Origin of the sequence: Methylomonas defluvii (assembly GCF_033949435.1) — a bacterium.
Taxonomy (GTDB): Bacteria; Pseudomonadota; Gammaproteobacteria; order Methylococcales; family Methylomonadaceae; genus Methylomonas; species Methylomonas defluvii.
In genome coordinates this window covers 28,625-44,995 of sequence record NZ_JAXARY010000025.1, presented here as the reverse complement: position 1 = coordinate 44,995, position 16,371 = coordinate 28,625, and the positions used below count along the sequence as shown (strand labels likewise).

The 16,371-nt window shown below is 52.0% G+C and carries 17 protein-coding genes; 5 read left to right on the top strand and 12 right to left on the bottom strand.

Features of this window, described 5'->3' with window-relative positions; genetic code table 11:
• Positions 1 to 244: 244 nt before the first annotated feature.
• Genes QLH52_RS20845 through prmB form a run of 9 tightly spaced genes read right to left on the bottom strand, consistent with a single transcriptional unit; the run spans position 245 to position 7,156 of the window.
• Positions 245 to 973: a hypothetical protein gene (locus tag QLH52_RS20845; RefSeq protein WP_319962820.1), complete on the bottom strand. Its 729-nt coding sequence runs from the start codon at positions 971 to 973 to the stop codon at positions 245 to 247.
• Entirely contained in the window at positions 943 to 1,719 is a 777-nt protein-coding gene (kdsB, locus tag QLH52_RS20840; protein ID WP_319962819.1) for a 3-deoxy-manno-octulosonate cytidylyltransferase, read from the bottom strand. The genes QLH52_RS20845 and kdsB overlap by 31 nt, the downstream gene beginning before the upstream one ends.
• Positions 1,716 to 1,907 (bottom strand): Trm112 family protein, encoded by a 192-nt coding sequence (locus QLH52_RS20835; protein WP_033156289.1) that lies wholly within the window; start codon positions 1,905 to 1,907, stop codon positions 1,716 to 1,718. Before QLH52_RS20835 ends, kdsB begins: the two co-directional genes overlap by 4 nt.
• On the bottom strand, positions 1,900 to 2,901 hold the full coding sequence (gene lpxK, locus QLH52_RS20830; protein WP_319962818.1) for a tetraacyldisaccharide 4'-kinase: 1,002 nt from the start codon (positions 2,899 to 2,901) through the stop codon (positions 1,900 to 1,902). Before lpxK ends, QLH52_RS20835 begins: the two co-directional genes overlap by 8 nt.
• A complete protein-coding gene (locus QLH52_RS20825) occupies positions 2,901 to 3,332 on the bottom strand; it encodes an ExbD/TolR family protein (protein WP_033156291.1) in 432 nt (143 codons plus the stop codon). The genes lpxK and QLH52_RS20825 overlap by 1 nt, the downstream gene beginning before the upstream one ends.
• Positions 3,332 to 3,946: a MotA/TolQ/ExbB proton channel family protein gene (locus QLH52_RS20820; protein WP_020481246.1), complete on the bottom strand. Its 615-nt coding sequence runs from the start codon at positions 3,944 to 3,946 to the stop codon at positions 3,332 to 3,334. Before QLH52_RS20820 ends, QLH52_RS20825 begins: the two co-directional genes overlap by 1 nt.
• 34 nt (positions 3,947 to 3,980) lie before the next feature.
• Entirely contained in the window at positions 3,981 to 5,135 is a 1,155-nt protein-coding gene (locus QLH52_RS20815; RefSeq protein ID WP_205454347.1) for an MFS transporter, read from the bottom strand.
• Positions 5,136 to 6,224: a chorismate synthase gene (gene aroC / locus QLH52_RS20810; protein ID WP_319962817.1), complete on the bottom strand. Its 1,089-nt coding sequence runs from the start codon at positions 6,222 to 6,224 to the stop codon at positions 5,136 to 5,138.
• A gap of 2 nt (positions 6,225 to 6,226) precedes the next feature.
• Positions 6,227 to 7,156 (bottom strand): 50S ribosomal protein L3 N(5)-glutamine methyltransferase, encoded by a 930-nt coding sequence (prmB, locus tag QLH52_RS20805; RefSeq protein ID WP_033156294.1) that lies wholly within the window; start codon positions 7,154 to 7,156, stop codon positions 6,227 to 6,229.
• Between the two features lie 88 nt (positions 7,157 to 7,244).
• On the opposite strand from prmB, the gene QLH52_RS20800 reads away from it, so the two are divergent.
• The 5 genes from QLH52_RS20800 to QLH52_RS20780 all read left to right on the top strand — a co-directional run bounded on the left by QLH52_RS20800 (position 7,245) and on the right by QLH52_RS20780 (position 12,146).
• Positions 7,245 to 8,123, top strand: coding sequence for an HDOD domain-containing protein (locus tag QLH52_RS20800; protein WP_205454346.1), 879 nt, complete (start codon positions 7,245 to 7,247; stop codon positions 8,121 to 8,123).
• Positions 8,124 to 8,250: 127 nt separating this feature from the next.
• Positions 8,251 to 8,598, top strand: a complete 348-nt coding sequence (locus QLH52_RS20795; protein ID WP_319962816.1) for a hypothetical protein — start codon at positions 8,251 to 8,253, stop codon at positions 8,596 to 8,598.
• 198 nt (positions 8,599 to 8,796) lie between these two features.
• Positions 8,797 to 10,044, top strand: a complete 1,248-nt coding sequence (locus QLH52_RS20790; RefSeq protein ID WP_033156297.1) for a hypothetical protein — start codon at positions 8,797 to 8,799, stop codon at positions 10,042 to 10,044.
• Positions 10,045 to 10,205: 161 nt separating this feature from the next.
• A complete protein-coding gene (gene creD, locus QLH52_RS20785) occupies positions 10,206 to 11,570 on the top strand; it encodes a cell envelope integrity protein CreD (protein ID WP_319962815.1) in 1,365 nt (454 codons plus the stop codon).
• A gap of 60 nt (positions 11,571 to 11,630) precedes the next feature.
• Positions 11,631 to 12,146 (top strand): metal-dependent hydrolase, encoded by a 516-nt coding sequence (locus QLH52_RS20780; RefSeq protein ID WP_319962814.1) that lies wholly within the window; start codon positions 11,631 to 11,633, stop codon positions 12,144 to 12,146.
• A gap of 3 nt (positions 12,147 to 12,149) precedes the next feature.
• Here the strand turns inward: QLH52_RS20780 and QLH52_RS20775 are convergent, their stop codons facing one another.
• The 3 genes from QLH52_RS20775 to nirB are packed head-to-tail and all read right to left on the bottom strand — an operon-like array spanning position 12,150 to position 15,991.
• The gene (locus tag QLH52_RS20775; RefSeq protein WP_319962813.1) at positions 12,150 to 13,067 is read right to left on the bottom strand and encodes a PhzF family phenazine biosynthesis protein; all 918 of its coding nucleotides are present in this window, start codon (positions 13,065 to 13,067) and stop codon (positions 12,150 to 12,152) included.
• A gap of 3 nt (positions 13,068 to 13,070) precedes the next feature.
• The gene (gene nirD, locus QLH52_RS20770; protein ID WP_171695470.1) at positions 13,071 to 13,451 is read right to left on the bottom strand and encodes a nitrite reductase small subunit NirD; all 381 of its coding nucleotides are present in this window, start codon (positions 13,449 to 13,451) and stop codon (positions 13,071 to 13,073) included.
• Entirely contained in the window at positions 13,451 to 15,991 is a 2,541-nt protein-coding gene (gene nirB / locus QLH52_RS20765) for a nitrite reductase large subunit NirB (RefSeq protein WP_319962812.1), read from the bottom strand. The genes nirD and nirB overlap by 1 nt, the downstream gene beginning before the upstream one ends.
• Positions 15,992 to 16,371 lie beyond the last annotated feature (380 nt).

Here is a 16,371-nt window from a genome sequence, read left to right as displayed (position 1 = left end):
GAAGGGGCACCGCAGGGATGCGGTGCGTCGGCAGAGGGGCTGGGAAGCCCCTTCTGCCGACCCTCGATAAAAGCTTCGGCGCGCAGGATCAAAGCGGCATCCGGGCCGCCTTTTCTTTGGATACTTTCTTTTGGCGGAGCAAAAGAAAGTATCTCGGTCGTCGGTCCGAGAACCGACATTAAAACCAGCCGTCGCGCCAGCGACACATTAAGCCCATCAGAGCTGATGAGCGCCAATTCTTGCTCTACTCGACTTCAGTAAAATCACCTGCTTGAGGCATAAATACCCGATTATATTTTCGATGTGTACCTGTCTTGCAGTCCTCCTCTTCGATATTGAATTCAACACGAACATTCTCACTTCCTTCACCGACTACATCAAAGCCCTTAATCGAAGTAGCAATATCCGTTAGTTCAACTCCATCACTTTCATGACCACAAAAACCGGAAACCGGATTTTCTTTCGCGAATAGAAGATCTTTCACAGCGAAAGATTCTAATTTTTTTCCTGGAACAAGATAAAGAATCCGGTAACCATACTCCCAATTGCCTCGATATAGATTCGACGTATTTATAAGAACGAATCGTTTTTGGTTACCTCCGAGAAACTCGCGTTTTATTGAAATATCCGGCCAAGAGTGTCCGCCCACAAGCTCGTATGAATTGGCGCTTCCATCATAAAAATACAAACCCTGACCAATCCGCCCGCTATTGGTTACAGTAACCAAGAACTCGCTTTTGTTCAGTCGAAAACAATTATCTGGACGCGGTTCATTAGGACGAGAATCATAAAACAACTTCAACGGCTTAAAAGCAGGTGATTCTAAGACAGAGTCACAATGTCTGAAATAAGGCTCTGAAGCATAAGTAATTTCAGAAATAATAAATAGCAAGGCCAAAACTCTGAACAATATCCGCCGGTTCAGCAGAAATATATTACGGATCACTTCTGAGCACTTGATTGCAAACGCCAAGTAACCCTCACCAAATCCTCCTCCGTATCCACCCCAGCCTCCGGCGTCTTATCCACAATCTTCACCAAAACCCTCTCTCCATGCCAAAGTATCCGAAGCTGCTCCAACGACTCAACACTCTCTAACGGCGACGCAGCCCAACCGCAATACCGCTGCAAAAAGCCCGCCGTATAAGCATACATACCAATATGCCTAAAATGCGGCAAACCAGACGACGCGATATCGTGCTTATCAGGAAAAGTGGAACGGTTCCATGGAATCGCCGCCCGACTGAAATACAAGGCATAACCATTTTTATCCAAAACCACTTTAACCGCATTCGGATTGAAGATTTCCTCCACATCCAAAATTTTCGCAGCCAACGTAGCAATGCCGGCCTGATTTTGGCTAGCCAACGCCAGAGCCGCATCGCGAATATAAGCCGGTGGAATCAACGGTTCATCGCCTTGCAGATTGACCACTATTTGCTCGTCTGCCCAGCCCATAACCCTAGCCACTTCGGCAATCCGTTCGGTGCCGGACTGGTGATTGGGATCAGTCATGACCGCTTGCAAACCTAAGTCGCCCACCGCGTCGAAGATACGTTGGTCGTCGGTCGCCACCACCACTTGCTCGGCATCGGCTTCCAATGCGCGTTCGCACACATGCACGATCATCGGCTTGCCGGCAATGTCCAACAAGGGCTTACCCGGCAAGCGGGTGGAACCGTAGCGGGCCGGAATGACGACTTTGAAACCGCCGCTCATTTACGCAGGGCGTCCGCTTCTTCGAAACTCAGTTCGCGGGCTTCGTCTTCCAGCATCACCGGAATATCGTCGCGGATCGGGAAGGCTAAATTGTCGGCTTTGCAAATCAATTCCTGTTTGTCTTTGTCGTAAATCAGGGAGCTTTTGCACAGCGGGCAGGCCAGAATCTCGAGCAGTTTTTTATCCATGAGCTTTGTCTTTGAGTAGTTTTAACAGTTGTTGGGAAAATGCCTCGGGCAGTTCGGCATCGATAGGTAAATACCAATATTGGTCGGTAGCGAAACGGGCGCATTTCACCGAGTCCTTTTCGGTCATAAGCACCGGGCGCGGCTCTTTAAATTGCAAATCTTCGGCAGTAAACGGATGGTGGTCCGGCAAGGCGTGGGTTTGACAATCCAGTCCGGCAGCCGCTAATTGCGCAAAGAAGCGTGCCGGGTTGCCTATCGCCGCGACGGCGTGGCAAGCCATGCCTTTGAATTCGACCAGCGGTTTTCGTTCGCCGGTTTTCATGTTGATCAGTTGCTGGCCCTTGCAGTGCATCGGCAATTCGCCTTCCAACAATTCATCCGGGCCGTTAACGACCACCAAATCGACGTGTTTGACTCGTTCCTGCGGCTCGCGCAGCGGGCCAACCGGCAGACAATAACCGTTACCGAAGCGGCGCTGACCGTCTACCACGACGATTTCGATGTCGCGCTCCAATGCGTAATGCTGCAAACCGTCATCAGAGATTAAGACATCACAGGCGTTACTAGACAACAATTGCCGACCCGCCGCTACTCGCTCCGCCCCTACCACAATCGGGCAATCGCAACGTTTGGCTAACAACACCGCTTCGTCACCGACTTGCGCCGGGTCGCTGTCGGCGGTGACTGCTTGCGGACTGGTGCTGGCCGCGCCGGCATAACCGCGACTGATCACGCCCGGTTTGTAGCCGTGTTGTTTCAGAAATTCGACCATCCAGATCACCAAGGGCGTCTTGCCGGTACCGCCCACGGTAATGTTACCGACGATGATTACCGGCACCGGTAGCCTGGTTTTTTTCAATACGCCGATGCGGTACAAAAAGCGCCGCAAGCGGATGGCATCGACATACAACATCGACCAGGGCATCAGCCAAGCCGAGATGTACATCTCCTTGTACCAGGCGTCCTCAAACCATTTCACTAATTTCGGGTTCATTATTTTTCCGGGCGGTTGATAGCAAAAGTGATGTGGTGAAAGCCTAATTGATTGGCGACATCCAAGGCGCTGACTACGGCTTGATGCGGGGCTTTGCCGTCGGCGCTGATGATGAACGGTAACAATCTGGACTCGCCGGCGGTTTGCGCCAGGGCGGCTTTCAAACCATCCAGGTTTTGATTCACCAGCTCATGAAACTGGTTGTCGTCACCGGCCAAGGCATAAGTGCCTTTGGCATCGACGTATAAATTAATGGTCTTAGCCTGCTCCGTGGCGTCGCTGCCTTGGGCTTCAGGCAGGTTGATCTTCAATTCGGAGTGATGACGAAACGTGGTAGCGACCATGAAGAAAAATAGTAAAACCAGCAACACGTCTATCATTGGGATTAAGCCGATATCGACCTGCGTACGGCGTTTGCGGCGGAATTGCATTAAATATCCTCGCGCGCGCCTTGCATGATGTCGATCAGGCGCAGCGACTCTTCTTCCATCCGCACCACGTGATCATCAACCAGACGTTCGAAATAACGGTGAAAAAACAGGCTGGGAATCGCCACGGTCAAACCCGAAGCGGTACAAATCAAGGCTTCGGAAATGCCGCCGCTCAACACCGCAGGATCGCCCATGCCGCCTATCGCGATGTCGGAAAACACCCGGATAATGCCGTCCACTGTGCCCAATAATCCTAACAAAGGCGTGATCGAAGCGATGCTGCCCAGTGCATTTAAATAACGCTCCAGCTCGTGCGTCACCTGCCGGCCCACTTCCTCGATACTGGATTTCATGATTTCCCGGCCATGTTTGCGATTCAATAAGCCGGCTGCCAGAATCCGCCCGAGCGGCGAACTCAGTTTAATGCGCCTGATGGTCGGTTCGTCGAGTTTCTTGTCTCTATGCAATTGCCAAATGTACGGCACCAAATCGACGGGAATGATGCGTTTGCGTTGCAAGGACCAAAAGCGTTCGCCGATGATCGCCATCGCCACGATGGAACACAAGATGATCGGCGCCATCATCCAGCCGCCGTTTTTGATTACTTCAAACACGTTGTCTATCCCTCTTTCCTGAAACCTGTCAATTTTAACCCAATCCGAGGCGAGATTGCCGAGCCACACCGATATAGGTAATCAGCAAAGCCACGCAACACACCAGGGCGGCGATGATATACACCAGGCGGCCACCTAGCATGTCCCAGAAATAACCGCTGTAAAGACTGCCTATCATGCCGCCCAAGCCAAAACTGATACTGCTGTAAAGCGCCTGCCCTTTGCTTTGATGGCGTTCGCCGAAATACTGAAACAGCAATTGCATAGCCACGACATGCGCGACCCCAAACGTGGCTGCGTGCAGAATTTGCGCGATGATCGTCAATGCCAGCGAATCCACCCCATCAGCGATTAACAGCCAACGCACTACGCTGAGTGATACCGCAAAAAGCAATAGCGTGCGCGGCGAGAGCCATTTCAACAACTGGCGCATCGCCATGAACAGCAATACCTCCGCCGCTACGCCGCTGGCCCATAACAAACCGGTTTCGGTGGCCGAATAGCCGTGTTGTTTTAGGTAAACCGAATAAAACACATAGTAAGGACCGTGCGCGACTTGCAGCAGCATGTAAACCAGCAAAAATGCCAGCAGCTCCGGCTTGAGTAGAATTTGCCAGATGCCGCCGGTTTCGGTATGTACTAAACGCGGCTTTGCTTCCGGCGTGATTAAAGCCATCAGCCAATTCAACAACATCAAGCTACCGATAATCCAGGGCAAATAGGCAATGCTAAATTGATCCAGAAACCGGCCTATGCCCAGAACTGCGGCAATAAAGCCGATAGATCCCCATAGCCGGATTTGGCTGTAGCGCTGCGGTTCGGCTTGCAGATGAAACAGGGTCGCGGCTTCAAACTGCGGCAAGGTGGCATTCCAGAAAAAGCTGAAAAGCACAGTCACCGCGGCAAACCATAGATAATCGCTGCGGTACAAAAAACCGGCAAAGCACAGCACCGACAGCAGCGAGGTGATGCGAATCAGACGTAAACTACGTCCGGTTTTGTCGGCCAGCCAACCCCAGTAATTCGGCGCAATAATCTTGGTAGCCACCAAAAAAGCCGTCAGCTCGCCGATTTCGGTGGCGGCGAAACCGACTTGTTTAAGGTATAAACTCCAAAACGGCAGGAATGCGCCCAGCGTGGCGAAATAGCAAAAGTAAAAGCCGGATAAGCGCCAGTAAGGTACGCTCATTCAGCGCAGAATCGGCAATCCTGAATTTACATGCAGGTTTTGCGCGCGATGCCGGAGCAAATGATCCATCAAGACGATGGCGACCATCGCTTCGGCGATAGGCGTGGCGCGGATGCCGACGCAAGGATCGTGGCGGCCTTCGGTGACCACTTCAATCACTTCACCTTTGCTGTTGATGCTACGGCCCGGCAAACGTAGGCTGGAGGTGGGTTTTAAGGCAATCCGGGCGATGATGTCCTGGCCACTGGAAATCCCACCTAAAATGCCGCCGGCATGGTTGCTTAAAAAGCCTTCCGGGGTGATTTCGTCACGAAATTTCGTGCCTTTGGTATCGATGCACTCAAAACCGTCACCAATCTCCACGCCTTTAACGGCGTTGATACTCATCAAAGCATAAGCCAGTTCGGCATCCAGGCGGTCGAAAATCGGTTCGCCTAGGCCGGGCGGCACGTTGCTGGCGATTACTTCGATCTTCGCGCCTATCGACTCGCCTTCCTTGCGCAGTGCATCAATGTATTTTTCCATTTCTTCAACTTTGCCGGCATCGGGGCAGAAGAACGGATTGTTAGGAATTTCGTTCCAGTCGAATGCGTCAATTTTGATCGGACCCAGTTGCGACAAGTAGCCGCGCACCAAGACGCAATGTTCTTGGAACAGATATTTCTTGGCAATCGCGCCGGCGGCAACGCGCATTGCGGTCTCGCGGGCCGAGGAGCGGCCGCCGCCGCGATAATCTCTAAACCCGTATTTGTGCTGGTAGGTGTAATCGGCGTGGCCGGGTCGGAAGCTCTCGGCAATTTTCGAATAATCCTTGGAGCGTTGATCGGTGTTTTCGATCATCAGCCCAATCGGGCAACCTGTGGTTTTGCCTTCGAATACGCCGGACAGGATTTTTACTTCATCGGCTTCGCGGCGCTGCGTGGTATGCCTAGACGTGCCAGGTTTGCGCCTATCCAAATCGATCTGCAAATCCGCTTCCGACAGTTCCAAACCGGGAGGGCAGCCATCGACGATAGCCAACAAGGCCGGGCCGTGGCTTTCGCCGGAGGTGGTGACGGTAAATAATTTTCCTATGCTGTTTCCGGACATGGTTATAAAGCGCTAACAAAGTGTGAGTGATAAAGAGAGACTTGTGCTGCGGTGAGCAGAAATACGCCGTCGCCGCCACGCTCGAATTCCAACCATTGGAACGGCACGTCCGGGAACATTTCCTGCAAGGTTTCGGCGCTGCTACCGACCTCAATGATCAGGATGCCCTGCTCCGCCAGGTAGCGTTTGGCGTCAACCAGAATCCGCAACACCAGATCGAGGCCGTGCTCGCCGCCGGTAAAGCCCATCTCGGGCTCAGCATGAAATTCCGCAGGCAAGCTTTCCCATTCGGCGATAGCAACATAGGGCGGATTGCTGACGATGATGTCGTAAGGCTTGGCCGGCAAGTCGTTGAATAAATCGGATTGATAGAGTTGGACTTGCTCTTCCAGTTCATGTTTTTCAATGTTGACCTGGGCTACCGCTAACGCATCGTCCGACAATTCCACTGCATCCACTTGCGCATCCGGGAAGGCATAAGCGCAGGCGATAGCGATGCAGGCGCTACCGGTACATAAATCCAGGATGTTGAACACTTGGGTTTCTTCCACCCAAGGCTCGAAGCGTTCGGCGATGAGTTCGGCGATGGGCGAGCGCGGCACCAAGACCCGTTCATCGACATAAAACGAAAGGCCGGCAAAAATCGCTTCGTGGGTTAAATACGCAGACGGCTTACGCTCGACGATACGGCGTTCGATCAACGCCACCACCGCCTGGCGTTCGGCCATGGTCAACACCGAATCCAGATAGCCGTGATCCAAATCGTAAGGCTGATGTAAGGTATGCAACACAATCGCCGCGGCTTCATCCAAAGGCGTGACCGTGCCGTGACCCAGAAAAACCTGATGCTCGGCAAACCGGCTGGCAGCCCAGCGAATATAGTCTCTGATGCTGCTGAGGGTTGTGATAACATCCGGGCCTGTTATATTCATAGCGTGTCTATACTTAAAAATACGTTTAAAAATGCAGCAGCGGATTTTAAACCAATCCCCCGCCGCTTGCCCGAATAAAGCACAGTAAATGACCGAGGCCCATTCTCAAGCGCTATCCGCCAAACTGGCAAAAAATCGTCTGTATCAGGATTGTTTTAAATATATGCAATCCGATTCCTTGGCGTTACCGACCATCCCGGATGTCTCGGTAAAAATCCGCCGGGCAATTAACGAACCCAACGCCAACAGCAATAAAATCGCCCGAGTCGTGCAAATCGACCCCAGTATTACTGCGCGCTTGGTCAAAATCTCCAATAGCCCGCTATACCGGGGCCGGCGCAAGATCGAAAGCTGTCCGGAAGCCTTGACCCGTTTGGGCTTGAAAGCCGCGCAGGACATTATTACCGCCTTCGCGTTAAAAGCGGTGTTCAACGCCAAATCACCGGTGATTCGCCGTAAGATGCAAGAGCTTTGGGTGCATAGCAGTTACGTGGCGGCGATCAGTGCGGTATTTGCCCATAAAACGCCCGGCTTCGATCCGGACCGGGCCATGTTGGCCGGCTTGATTCACGATATTGGCGTGGTGCCGATTCTGGCTTACGCCGACCGGCAACCGGAGATTTTGGCTAATCCGGGCGACTTGGCTGAAGCGGTGCGCGAATTGCGCAGCCCGATTGGCGTGCAAATTATCCGCAAATGGGATTTTCCCAGCGACTTTGAAGACGTGATCATCCACGCTGAAAACTGGCACCGCGACAGCGGCGAAACCGCCAGTTACAGCGACATAGTCATGATTTCGCAATTGCATAGCTTCATCGGCAAGATAGACATCAAACAAATGCCCAAGCTGGACGAATTGCCTGCTTATAAAAAATTGGCAAAAGGCAATCTGGATGCGGATTTAAGTATCAATATTCTCGACCAGGCTAAAGATGAGATCGAGCATATCCGGCAGATGTTGAGTTAAACCGCTCAGTGCCAGCGTTGGCAATCTACTCAAGTTGCGGAATAATTCGGCCCTGATTGAATTGCGCAAATTGTAATTCTTAACCCTGAGTATTCTTGGATTTTTTCTTACCAAAGGAGTTAGCTAGATGAAACATACATTAACAATCGCCGCCTTGCTGCCCACCCTATTTGCAAACCCCGCGCAAGCCGGTAGCCTGACCAACGGCAGTTGGCAACCCAGCGGTTGCGGCGCCGTGCCCGAGTCACCTACTATCGATGCCGGCAATATCGATGCCTACAATAAAAGCATTGCGGCGATCAACGCCTGGCAACAAAAATCCCGCGATTATTTCGAATGCTTGATCAAAGAAGCCAACACCGATAACGGCATCATCGCTGACCACGCCAATCAGGCTCAGGCCAAATATCGGGAAACAGTCGAAAAAATCGGCGCACAAGCCGAGGCAGCCAAGAAAAAACTCGATAAAGAATAAGCTGGCGCGCACTGCAAGCTGCAGTTGCTGCGGCCGACACGTTATTTTTACCAGCGTTTACAATTCGCGCCCCGATTAAGCCTCCCGAGCAACGGGGATTTATCATAAAATCTCCGCATGACATGCAGCAGCCATTCGCTTAACGCGGGGGCTGCGCTCCCAGACCACCACTCTCTAGCAATAAACACTAGCCAAGCCATGAAAAAAATCGACATCAAGCTGCTGATACTGGCGATCAGCGTGCTGTTAAACGGTTGCGCCAGTCTCGGCAAAGGGATTACCGAAGCCATTCTGGAAAAGCAGGAAGCGGAAGACACCCGCATTTGCGAAATCAAAGGCGATAAATTCGAAGGCATCAAACCGCAACTGGAAGTGCATGACCGGAAAATGAAGCTGCTGATGGTGCACGGAGTCGGCAACCACTTGCCGGGTTACTCCACCCAGTTCATGGAAAAGCTGGCCAAGGAACTTGATCTGACCGTCACCAGCAAAAATGTCAAAAATATCCGCTTGGCCGATGCAAAAGGCCTTGAGCGACCACTGGGCAATTTGCGTATCCACCGTTATCTGGATGCCAATAAATCCCAGGAAATGCTGTTTTACGAGCTAACCTGGTCGGAGATTAGTGCCAAGGAAAAAGAAGTATTGTCCTACGATAACTCCGGAGAGCAGTCGTTTCGCCGCGCCGAAGTCAACGATTTGTTAAAAAAATTCTCGAACGATACCGGACCGGACCCCATCATTTATCTGGGCGAGAAACGCGAGGATATTTTGTCGGCATTCGCGCAATCCTTCTGCTGGATGATCCACGGCGACTGGAACAACCTGCCGGACGACGTCAAGCAAACCTGCTCCACCAAGAACGTCACACCGTTTTACAACGACAGCTACGCCTTCATCTCCCACAGTTTGGGTAGCCGCATCACTATCGACGGCTTGCAACAAATTGCCTCGAAACTGGGTAACGGCGAAACGGCCAGTTACTACACCGCATTAACCAATGTTTTAAAGAATAAAGAGATACCTATTTACATGATGTCCAACCAATTGCCCATGCTGCAATTGGGACGGGCGCTACCGGAAGTGGCCAATCATGCCGACACTTATTGCCAAGCCGACGGCGCCAAATACAATGAACGGATCATGGCGAAAACTTCGGTGATCGCGTTTAGCGACCCCAACGATTTACTCAGCTATGCCATCCCGCACGATTTCGTGAATAAATATCTGGATTCGCGATTATGCGTGAATGTCACCAATATCAATATTAACGTCGCCAGAGTTTATGATGCGTTTGGCTTGGGTAAACTGGCGAATCCGATGGATGCCCATATCGGCTACGATACGGACGACCGGGTGATTGCCTTGATCGCCAAAGGCATCGCTAACGAACACACCGCACCTATCGTCAAGGAACGCTGTCACTGGGTGGAAACCATCGATTAAGCTTTTTAGGGTGTGGCTGAAGGCTTAGCCATACCCTTCCCCTCGCATTACCCCTCACGGCAGTCCTGCCCACTTCACCCTCGCTTCACATTCCCACCATCATCCGCTCACCGTGCCGGTGCATGCTATTCATCGTCTTTTAACTCCACGGAATAAACGCGATGCAAAAAAAACTCTGGCAAAAGATCTGCATAATGTTCGGTCTGACTTTGGTGCTGCTGATACCGATAGGCATGATAAAAAATCTGGTGGGCGAACGCGCCGAACGCCAACAACAGGCGGTGAGCGACATTGCCGCCAGTTCCGCCGGCACCCAGCAATTGTTCGGTCCGCTGTTAATAGTACCTTACACCGAGCGCTGGACCGAGATTATCGAAACCAAACAGGACGGACAGCCCAAGCGCGAACAAATCGAACGTGTCGATAATCGGCTACTGTATTTTCTTCCCGAGCACCTGAATATAACCGGCGAGCTTGCTACGGAAACCAAGCAGCGCGGCCTGTTCAAAGTACGCTCTTATGTACTGAATGTCAGCATCAAAGGCGACATGAAATTGCCCGGTGCTTACGGCAATCCCAAGCCGCTGCATAACGGCCAGATCAGTTTCGGCACCCCTTACGCCAGCGTCGTGCTGGCGGATATGCGCGGCGTATTGGAAGCGCCGGGCATGGAATGGGGCGGCAAGCAGTATGCCTTCGAACAAGGTGCTGAATTACCTATACACCAAGCCAACGGCATGCACGTGTCATTGGATGCACCGCCGGTCGAGTTTGGCCCTATCAATATACCGTTTGCTTTCACGCTAAAAATACGCGGCATCGAATCGCTGGATTTTATTCCGGCCGGCAAGCAAACCCGCGTCGAACTGTCGTCAGCCTGGCAACACCCCAGCTTTTACGGCCGATTTCTGCCTGATCCGCAAACCCAGCAAGTCGGCGAGGCCGGTTTTCATGCGTTATGGTCGGTCGATGCGCTGGCGTCGAACGTCGCCGAAAGTCTTAATAAGTGCCAGGCTATCAGTTGTTACGACAGCTTTGGCATCCGCTTGATGGAACCTATCAATGTCTATTCCTTGTCTGATAGAGCCAGTAAATACGGTTTCCTGTTCGTCTGCCTGACTTTTGCAGCCATCTTTCTGTTCGAAATTCTGAAAAACCTGGCGATTCATCCGGCGCAATACGCCTTGGTGGGTTTGGCTTTGGCGATGTTTTTTCTGCTGCTATTGAGTTTGTCGGAGCATTTGGACTTTGTGCTGGCGTATGTAATCGCCAGTGCTGCCTGCGTAATATTGATCGGCTTCTATCTCAGTGCAGTCTTGCGCAGCGCCAAACGCGGTATTAGCGCCGGCGCCTTACTGAGCGGCTTGTTCGGCAGTTTGTATGGCTTGTTGGAGTCAGAGGATAACGCGCTGATGCTCGGATCTTTACTGATGTTTGTCTTGTTGGCCCTGGCGATGGTTACCACGCGGCGCCTGGATTGGTATGGACTGAGTCAATCCGCTGCCGATAACTCGGCGATCATTTAAATCCTATTGCTCGGGGTGCTGGCTGTCAGAGGCGCTCCGAGCAACATCATCGAGGTAGTTATGATTGTTGCTCATCTTCCGGCCGGCTATATCGTATCGACGCTGCTGTTTAGGCGATTTGCAAAATATGGGGTCAGCGGGATAAATTTTCTGCGCGCCGGCTTGCTCGGCAGCATCGCGCCCGATCTGGATATGGTTTATTTTTATGGTTTCGACCACCGCGCTCATCCACATCACAGTTATTTCAGTCACTTCCCCAGCGTTTGGCTGCTGTTATTAACGCTGGCAATCCTATGTTTTCAGCATTGCCGGCACAAGAAGCTGCCGGTGTTGGCGCTGATTTTTACCGGCAACGGTATGTTGCATATGGTGCTGGATTATATTTCGACCAATATCTACTGGTTAGCCCCCTTCGTAAACAAGCCTTTTGCCTTGATTAAGGTGCCCAGTGTCTACCAGGATTGGTGGCTGAATTTTCTGCTGCACAGATCCTTTGTGCTGGAAATTTTGCTGGTAATTTGGGCTACCGGTTTATGGTTTAGGCGTCGGTTAAATAGGCTCGAATTGGTCGAATAAACCTTAATCCGGAAGACGGATCGTTCCCTCGGCAAACAACACGGCTTGGCCACCGACCCTAATAGTCAAGATCTCCAGGCCTTTATTATCCATTTCCAAGTGGATCAAGCTGCGGCGAGTGCTTTGATCACCGCGTTCCACCGCAAAAGTGTGGGTGCCTTTCTGAGTGTGTTCAAACGAACACAGGTAACAACAAAATGCCGGCATCGCGCTGCCGACCGGCGGATCGGCGTGGATGCCGATATTGGGTCCCAGCAAGCGGGCATTGAAGTCCGCTTCCGGGCTTGATGATTTCGGGCAAAACAGCAAGATTTCCTGCGCCGCGGTTTGCGGTGCCGTGGATTGCGCCCAAGCCGCGTAATTAAAGCGGGCTTTGCGCACCGATTCGACATTCCAAACCGGCACTACTAAATAAGGAAACCCGCAAGACACCAGGCGTGGCGAGTATTTTTTATGATCCAGCTCCGCGAGCTGCAAGCCTAAGAAACTGCAAATTTCATCGTCGCTGGGCGCAAAACGGTCGACTATCGAATCGACGCTACGGCTAAATTGCACCAAGCTTGGTTGGCCATCCTGACTGGACAGATTAACTTGAATAACGCCGATATTTTGTTCGAACTCGAGTTTAGTCAGCGGTTCGGTTAACGCCACACCGCCGGACATAGCCAACACGTAGGCCGCGGCAATAATCGGATGCCCGGCAAAATTGATTTCGCCTAAAGGGGAAAATATGCGCATCCGCCTGTGCTTGTCGTCATCGGCTTTGTGAAACAGAAATACCGTTTCCGACAGATTCAATTCCTTGGCAATCTTGACCATTTGCTCGGCATTCAAGCCATCGGCCTTCGGTAATACCGCTATCTGCGCACCGTTGAAAATCTGGTCGGTAAAGACATCAGCGATATAATATTGGTAGTTCACACCTTACTCCATTTCACAGACAGCCAAAGACGGCGATTTTTGTTGCGCAGGCGACGACGCCGGCATCACGGCGACTCTGCCGTTTTCCAGGCGTACTTGATAGGCCGGCACACTGACCCCGGCATCTTCAAAGCACACACCTGTACGTAGATGGAAATGTTGTTTATACATCGGCGACGCGACCATCGGTTCGCCGCCTATGTCGCCTATCATACCGCGCGACAGAACGTTGGCGTGGCTAAACGGATCGAAGTTACCGATGGCATAGACTTCCTGCCGGCGTTGCAGGTAAAAAATCGCGATTTGTTTGCCTTTTACTAAGGCACACACCCCGGAATCGGCTTGCAAATCGTCGATGCCGCACACATCTATCCACGTACTCATTATGCCGCCTCCTCGATCAATTTGAAATGTTTACGTTCTTGGGCGTTGGCTGGCCTAACTTGGCCGCGTTCCTCGACAAACACCACGTTGTCGTCGGCTTGATCGCTGTTGACGAAATGCCGGAAGCGCTTCAGGCGTTGCTCGTCCGCCAGCGTGGTTTTCCATTCACACTGATAGGTATCGATAACGTGCTGCATCTGCCCTTCCAATTGTGCGCCTATACCCAGCCGATCCTCGATAACCACCGATTTCAAATAGTCCAAACCGCCTTCCATATTTTCCATCCATACCGAAGTCCTTTGCATCCGGTTGGCGGTGCGGACATAAAAAATCAACACCCGGTCGATGTATTTGATTAGCGTTTCTTTATCCAGATTGGTGGCAAACAAATCGGCATGACGCGGTTTCATGCCACCGTTGCCGCAGACATATAAATTCCAGCCGTTCTCGGTAGCAATCACGCCGATGTCCTTGCCTTGCGCTTCCGCGCATTCGCGGGTACAGCCCGAGACGCCGAACTTGATTTTATGCGGCGCGCGCAAGCCTTTATAGCGATTTTCCAACTCTATCGCCAAGCCGACGCTGTCATCGACACCGAACCGGCACCAGGTGCTGCCGACACAGGATTTGACGGTACGCAAGGATTTACCGTAAGCATGGCCGGATTCAAACCCTGCATCGATCAGTTCTTGCCAAATCGCCGGTAATTGCTCCACGCGGGCGCCAAACAAATCCACACGCTGGCCACCGGTGATTTTGGTGTAAAGCTGATATTTTTTGCCGACTTGGCCTATTGCGATCAACATATCCGGGGTAATCTCCCCGCCGGCAACGCGCGGCACCACCGAATAAGTGCCGTCTTTTTGCATATTGGCCAGGAAAATATCGTTGGTATCCTGCAAACCGATATGTTCTTTTTTCAGAATATAGTCGTTCCAGTGTGAAGCCAGGATGGAACCGACCGCTTGCTTGCAGACTTCGCAGCCCAAACCCTTGCCGTGTTTGTCCAGCAATTCGTCGAAGGTTTTGATTTCTTCCACCATCACCAGGTTATACAAATCCTGGCGAGTGTGCGGAAAATGCTCGCAAATATCAGTACTGACTTCCACGCCCAGCTTGGTCAATTCGCAATCCAATACCGACTTCAGCAGCGCGGAGCACCCGCCGCAACCGGTGCCGGCCTTGGTCTCGGCTTTCAGGCCGCCGAGCGTGGTGCAACCGGCTTCGATTGCGCCGCAAATCTGGCCTTTGCTGACATCGTAACAGGAGCAAATCTGCGCCGATGCGGGTAAGGCATCCGGCCCGAGACCGGCCGATTCACCGGCAAGTTGCGGCAAAATCAAAGAATCCGGATGCTCAGGCAGCTCGATGCCGTTCAAGCAATATTGCAACAAAGTGCTGTAAGCGGACGCATCGCCGACCAAAACCGCGCCCAACAGCCGTTTCTGATCCTGACTAACCACCAAGCGTTTATAGATTTCACTGGCACCGTTTTGATAGGTATACACCATCGCGCCTTGGGTCCTGGCGTGCGCATCACCGATGCTAGCCACATCGACGCCCATCAGCTTTAGTTTTGTGCTCATATCGGCACCGGTAAAACTGCCTGCTTCGCCTGCAAAATCAGCAACCACGGTACGCGCCATCGCGTAACCCGGTGCGACCAAACCGAAAATCTGCCCGTTCCACAGTGCGCATTCGCCAATCGCATAAATATCTGCATCGGAGGTACGGCACTGATTGTCGATCACTATGCCGCCGCGCGGCCCCACTTCCAAGCCGCAGCCACGGGCTATGTCGTCGCGCGGTCTGATGCCGGCGGAGAACAATACGATGTCGGTTTCCAGCGTTTCGCCATCGGCAAAATTCATTTTATGCAGGCATTCGGTGCCGTCGTCGATCAGTGTGGTGTTTTTGTTTAAATGTACTTTCACATCCAGCGCTTCGATCTTGCGCTTCAACATCGCCCCGCCGCCTTCGTCGAGCTGTACCGCCATCAAGCGCGGCGCAAATTCGACCACGTGCGTATCCAGCCCTAAGTCTTTCAAAGCCTTGGCCGCTTCCAAACCCAACAAACCGCCGCCGATGACTACACCAACTTTGGATTTGGCTGCCGCGGTTTTCATCGCTTCCAAATCTTCAATGGTCCGATACACCAGGCACTGCGGTCTTTCATGCCCCGGCACCGGCGGTACGAAAGGATAAGAGCCGGTTGCCAATACCAGTTTGTCATAATCGACTATTACACCTTTGGCAGAGGTGACTTGCTTACGCTCCCGGTCGATACTGGCCGCCTTGTCGCCTAAATAAATCTCGATACCGTGCTCGGCAAAGAAGCCGTCTTCCACCAAAGACAAATCGGCCGCGGTTTTCCCGGAAAAATACTCGGACAAATGCACCCTGTCGTAAGCCGCTCTTGGCTCTTCGCAGAATGTGACAATCCGATAGCGATCTCTCGCATTGCTAGCGACCAATCCAGCCAGAAAATTCTGGCCTACCATACCGTTGCCGATAACAACCAGGGTTTGTTTCATATTCATCAGGGGCCTCTGTTTACTCAGAATTTATGCAAACGCGCTACACGGCCTAGTGGCGGTAAGGCGATTCAAGGAGCTACTGTCTGGTCGCTACCGCCCTTTTTCGCAGCCAAAAAAAAAGGCATCCTGTTCGAATGATTGACTCATTCAAGCAGGACGCCTTTGTCCAGGTTTAATACGGGGGTAAAGTCTAACGACGAGACTTGCTAAATCTTTAACAAAATTTATGCCAACATTAAAAACCCTTTAAAAACGCCGCTTCCCGCCGCCAGACATTATTTTTTTCGCAAAATTCGCACTCAAATAAGGCAAAAAAACCGGTTACTTGCACCACTATGGGGCTATCTGATCGTGAATTGCCGGGTTTGTCGCTATTGAATCAT

Bases quoted from the DNA above. Each gene is read 5' to 3' on its own strand.
- prmB (WP_033156294.1), bottom strand. From the start codon at position 7,156: ATGAATATAACAGGCCCGGATGTTATCACAACCCTCAGCAGCATCAGA.
- QLH52_RS20815 (WP_205454347.1), bottom strand. From the start codon at position 5,135: ATGAGCGTACCTTACTGGCGCTTATCCGGCTTTTACTTTTGCTATTTC.
- creD (WP_319962815.1), top strand. From the start codon at position 10,206: ATGCAAAAAAAACTCTGGCAAAAGATCTGCATAATGTTCGGTCTGACT.
- lpxK (WP_319962818.1), bottom strand. From the start codon at position 2,901: ATGAACCCGAAATTAGTGAAATGGTTTGAGGACGCCTGGTACAAGGAG.
- nirD (WP_171695470.1), bottom strand. From the start codon at position 13,451: ATGAGTACGTGGATAGATGTGTGCGGCATCGACGATTTGCAAGCCGAT.
- QLH52_RS20795 (WP_319962816.1), top strand. From the start codon at position 8,251: ATGAAACATACATTAACAATCGCCGCCTTGCTGCCCACCCTATTTGCA.
- aroC (WP_319962817.1), bottom strand. From the start codon at position 6,224: ATGTCCGGAAACAGCATAGGAAAATTATTTACCGTCACCACCTCCGGC.
- QLH52_RS20780 (WP_319962814.1), top strand. From the start codon at position 11,631: ATGATTGTTGCTCATCTTCCGGCCGGCTATATCGTATCGACGCTGCTG.
- QLH52_RS20835 (WP_033156289.1), bottom strand. From the start codon at position 1,907: ATGGATAAAAAACTGCTCGAGATTCTGGCCTGCCCGCTGTGCAAAAGC.
- QLH52_RS20800 (WP_205454346.1), top strand. From the start codon at position 7,245: ATGACCGAGGCCCATTCTCAAGCGCTATCCGCCAAACTGGCAAAAAAT.
- nirB (WP_319962812.1), bottom strand. From the start codon at position 15,991: ATGAATATGAAACAAACCCTGGTTGTTATCGGCAACGGTATGGTAGGC.
- QLH52_RS20825 (WP_033156291.1), bottom strand. From the start codon at position 3,332: ATGCAATTCCGCCGCAAACGCCGTACGCAGGTCGATATCGGCTTAATC.
- kdsB (WP_319962819.1), bottom strand. From the start codon at position 1,719: ATGAGCGGCGGTTTCAAAGTCGTCATTCCGGCCCGCTACGGTTCCACC.
- QLH52_RS20790 (WP_033156297.1), top strand. From the start codon at position 8,797: ATGAAAAAAATCGACATCAAGCTGCTGATACTGGCGATCAGCGTGCTG.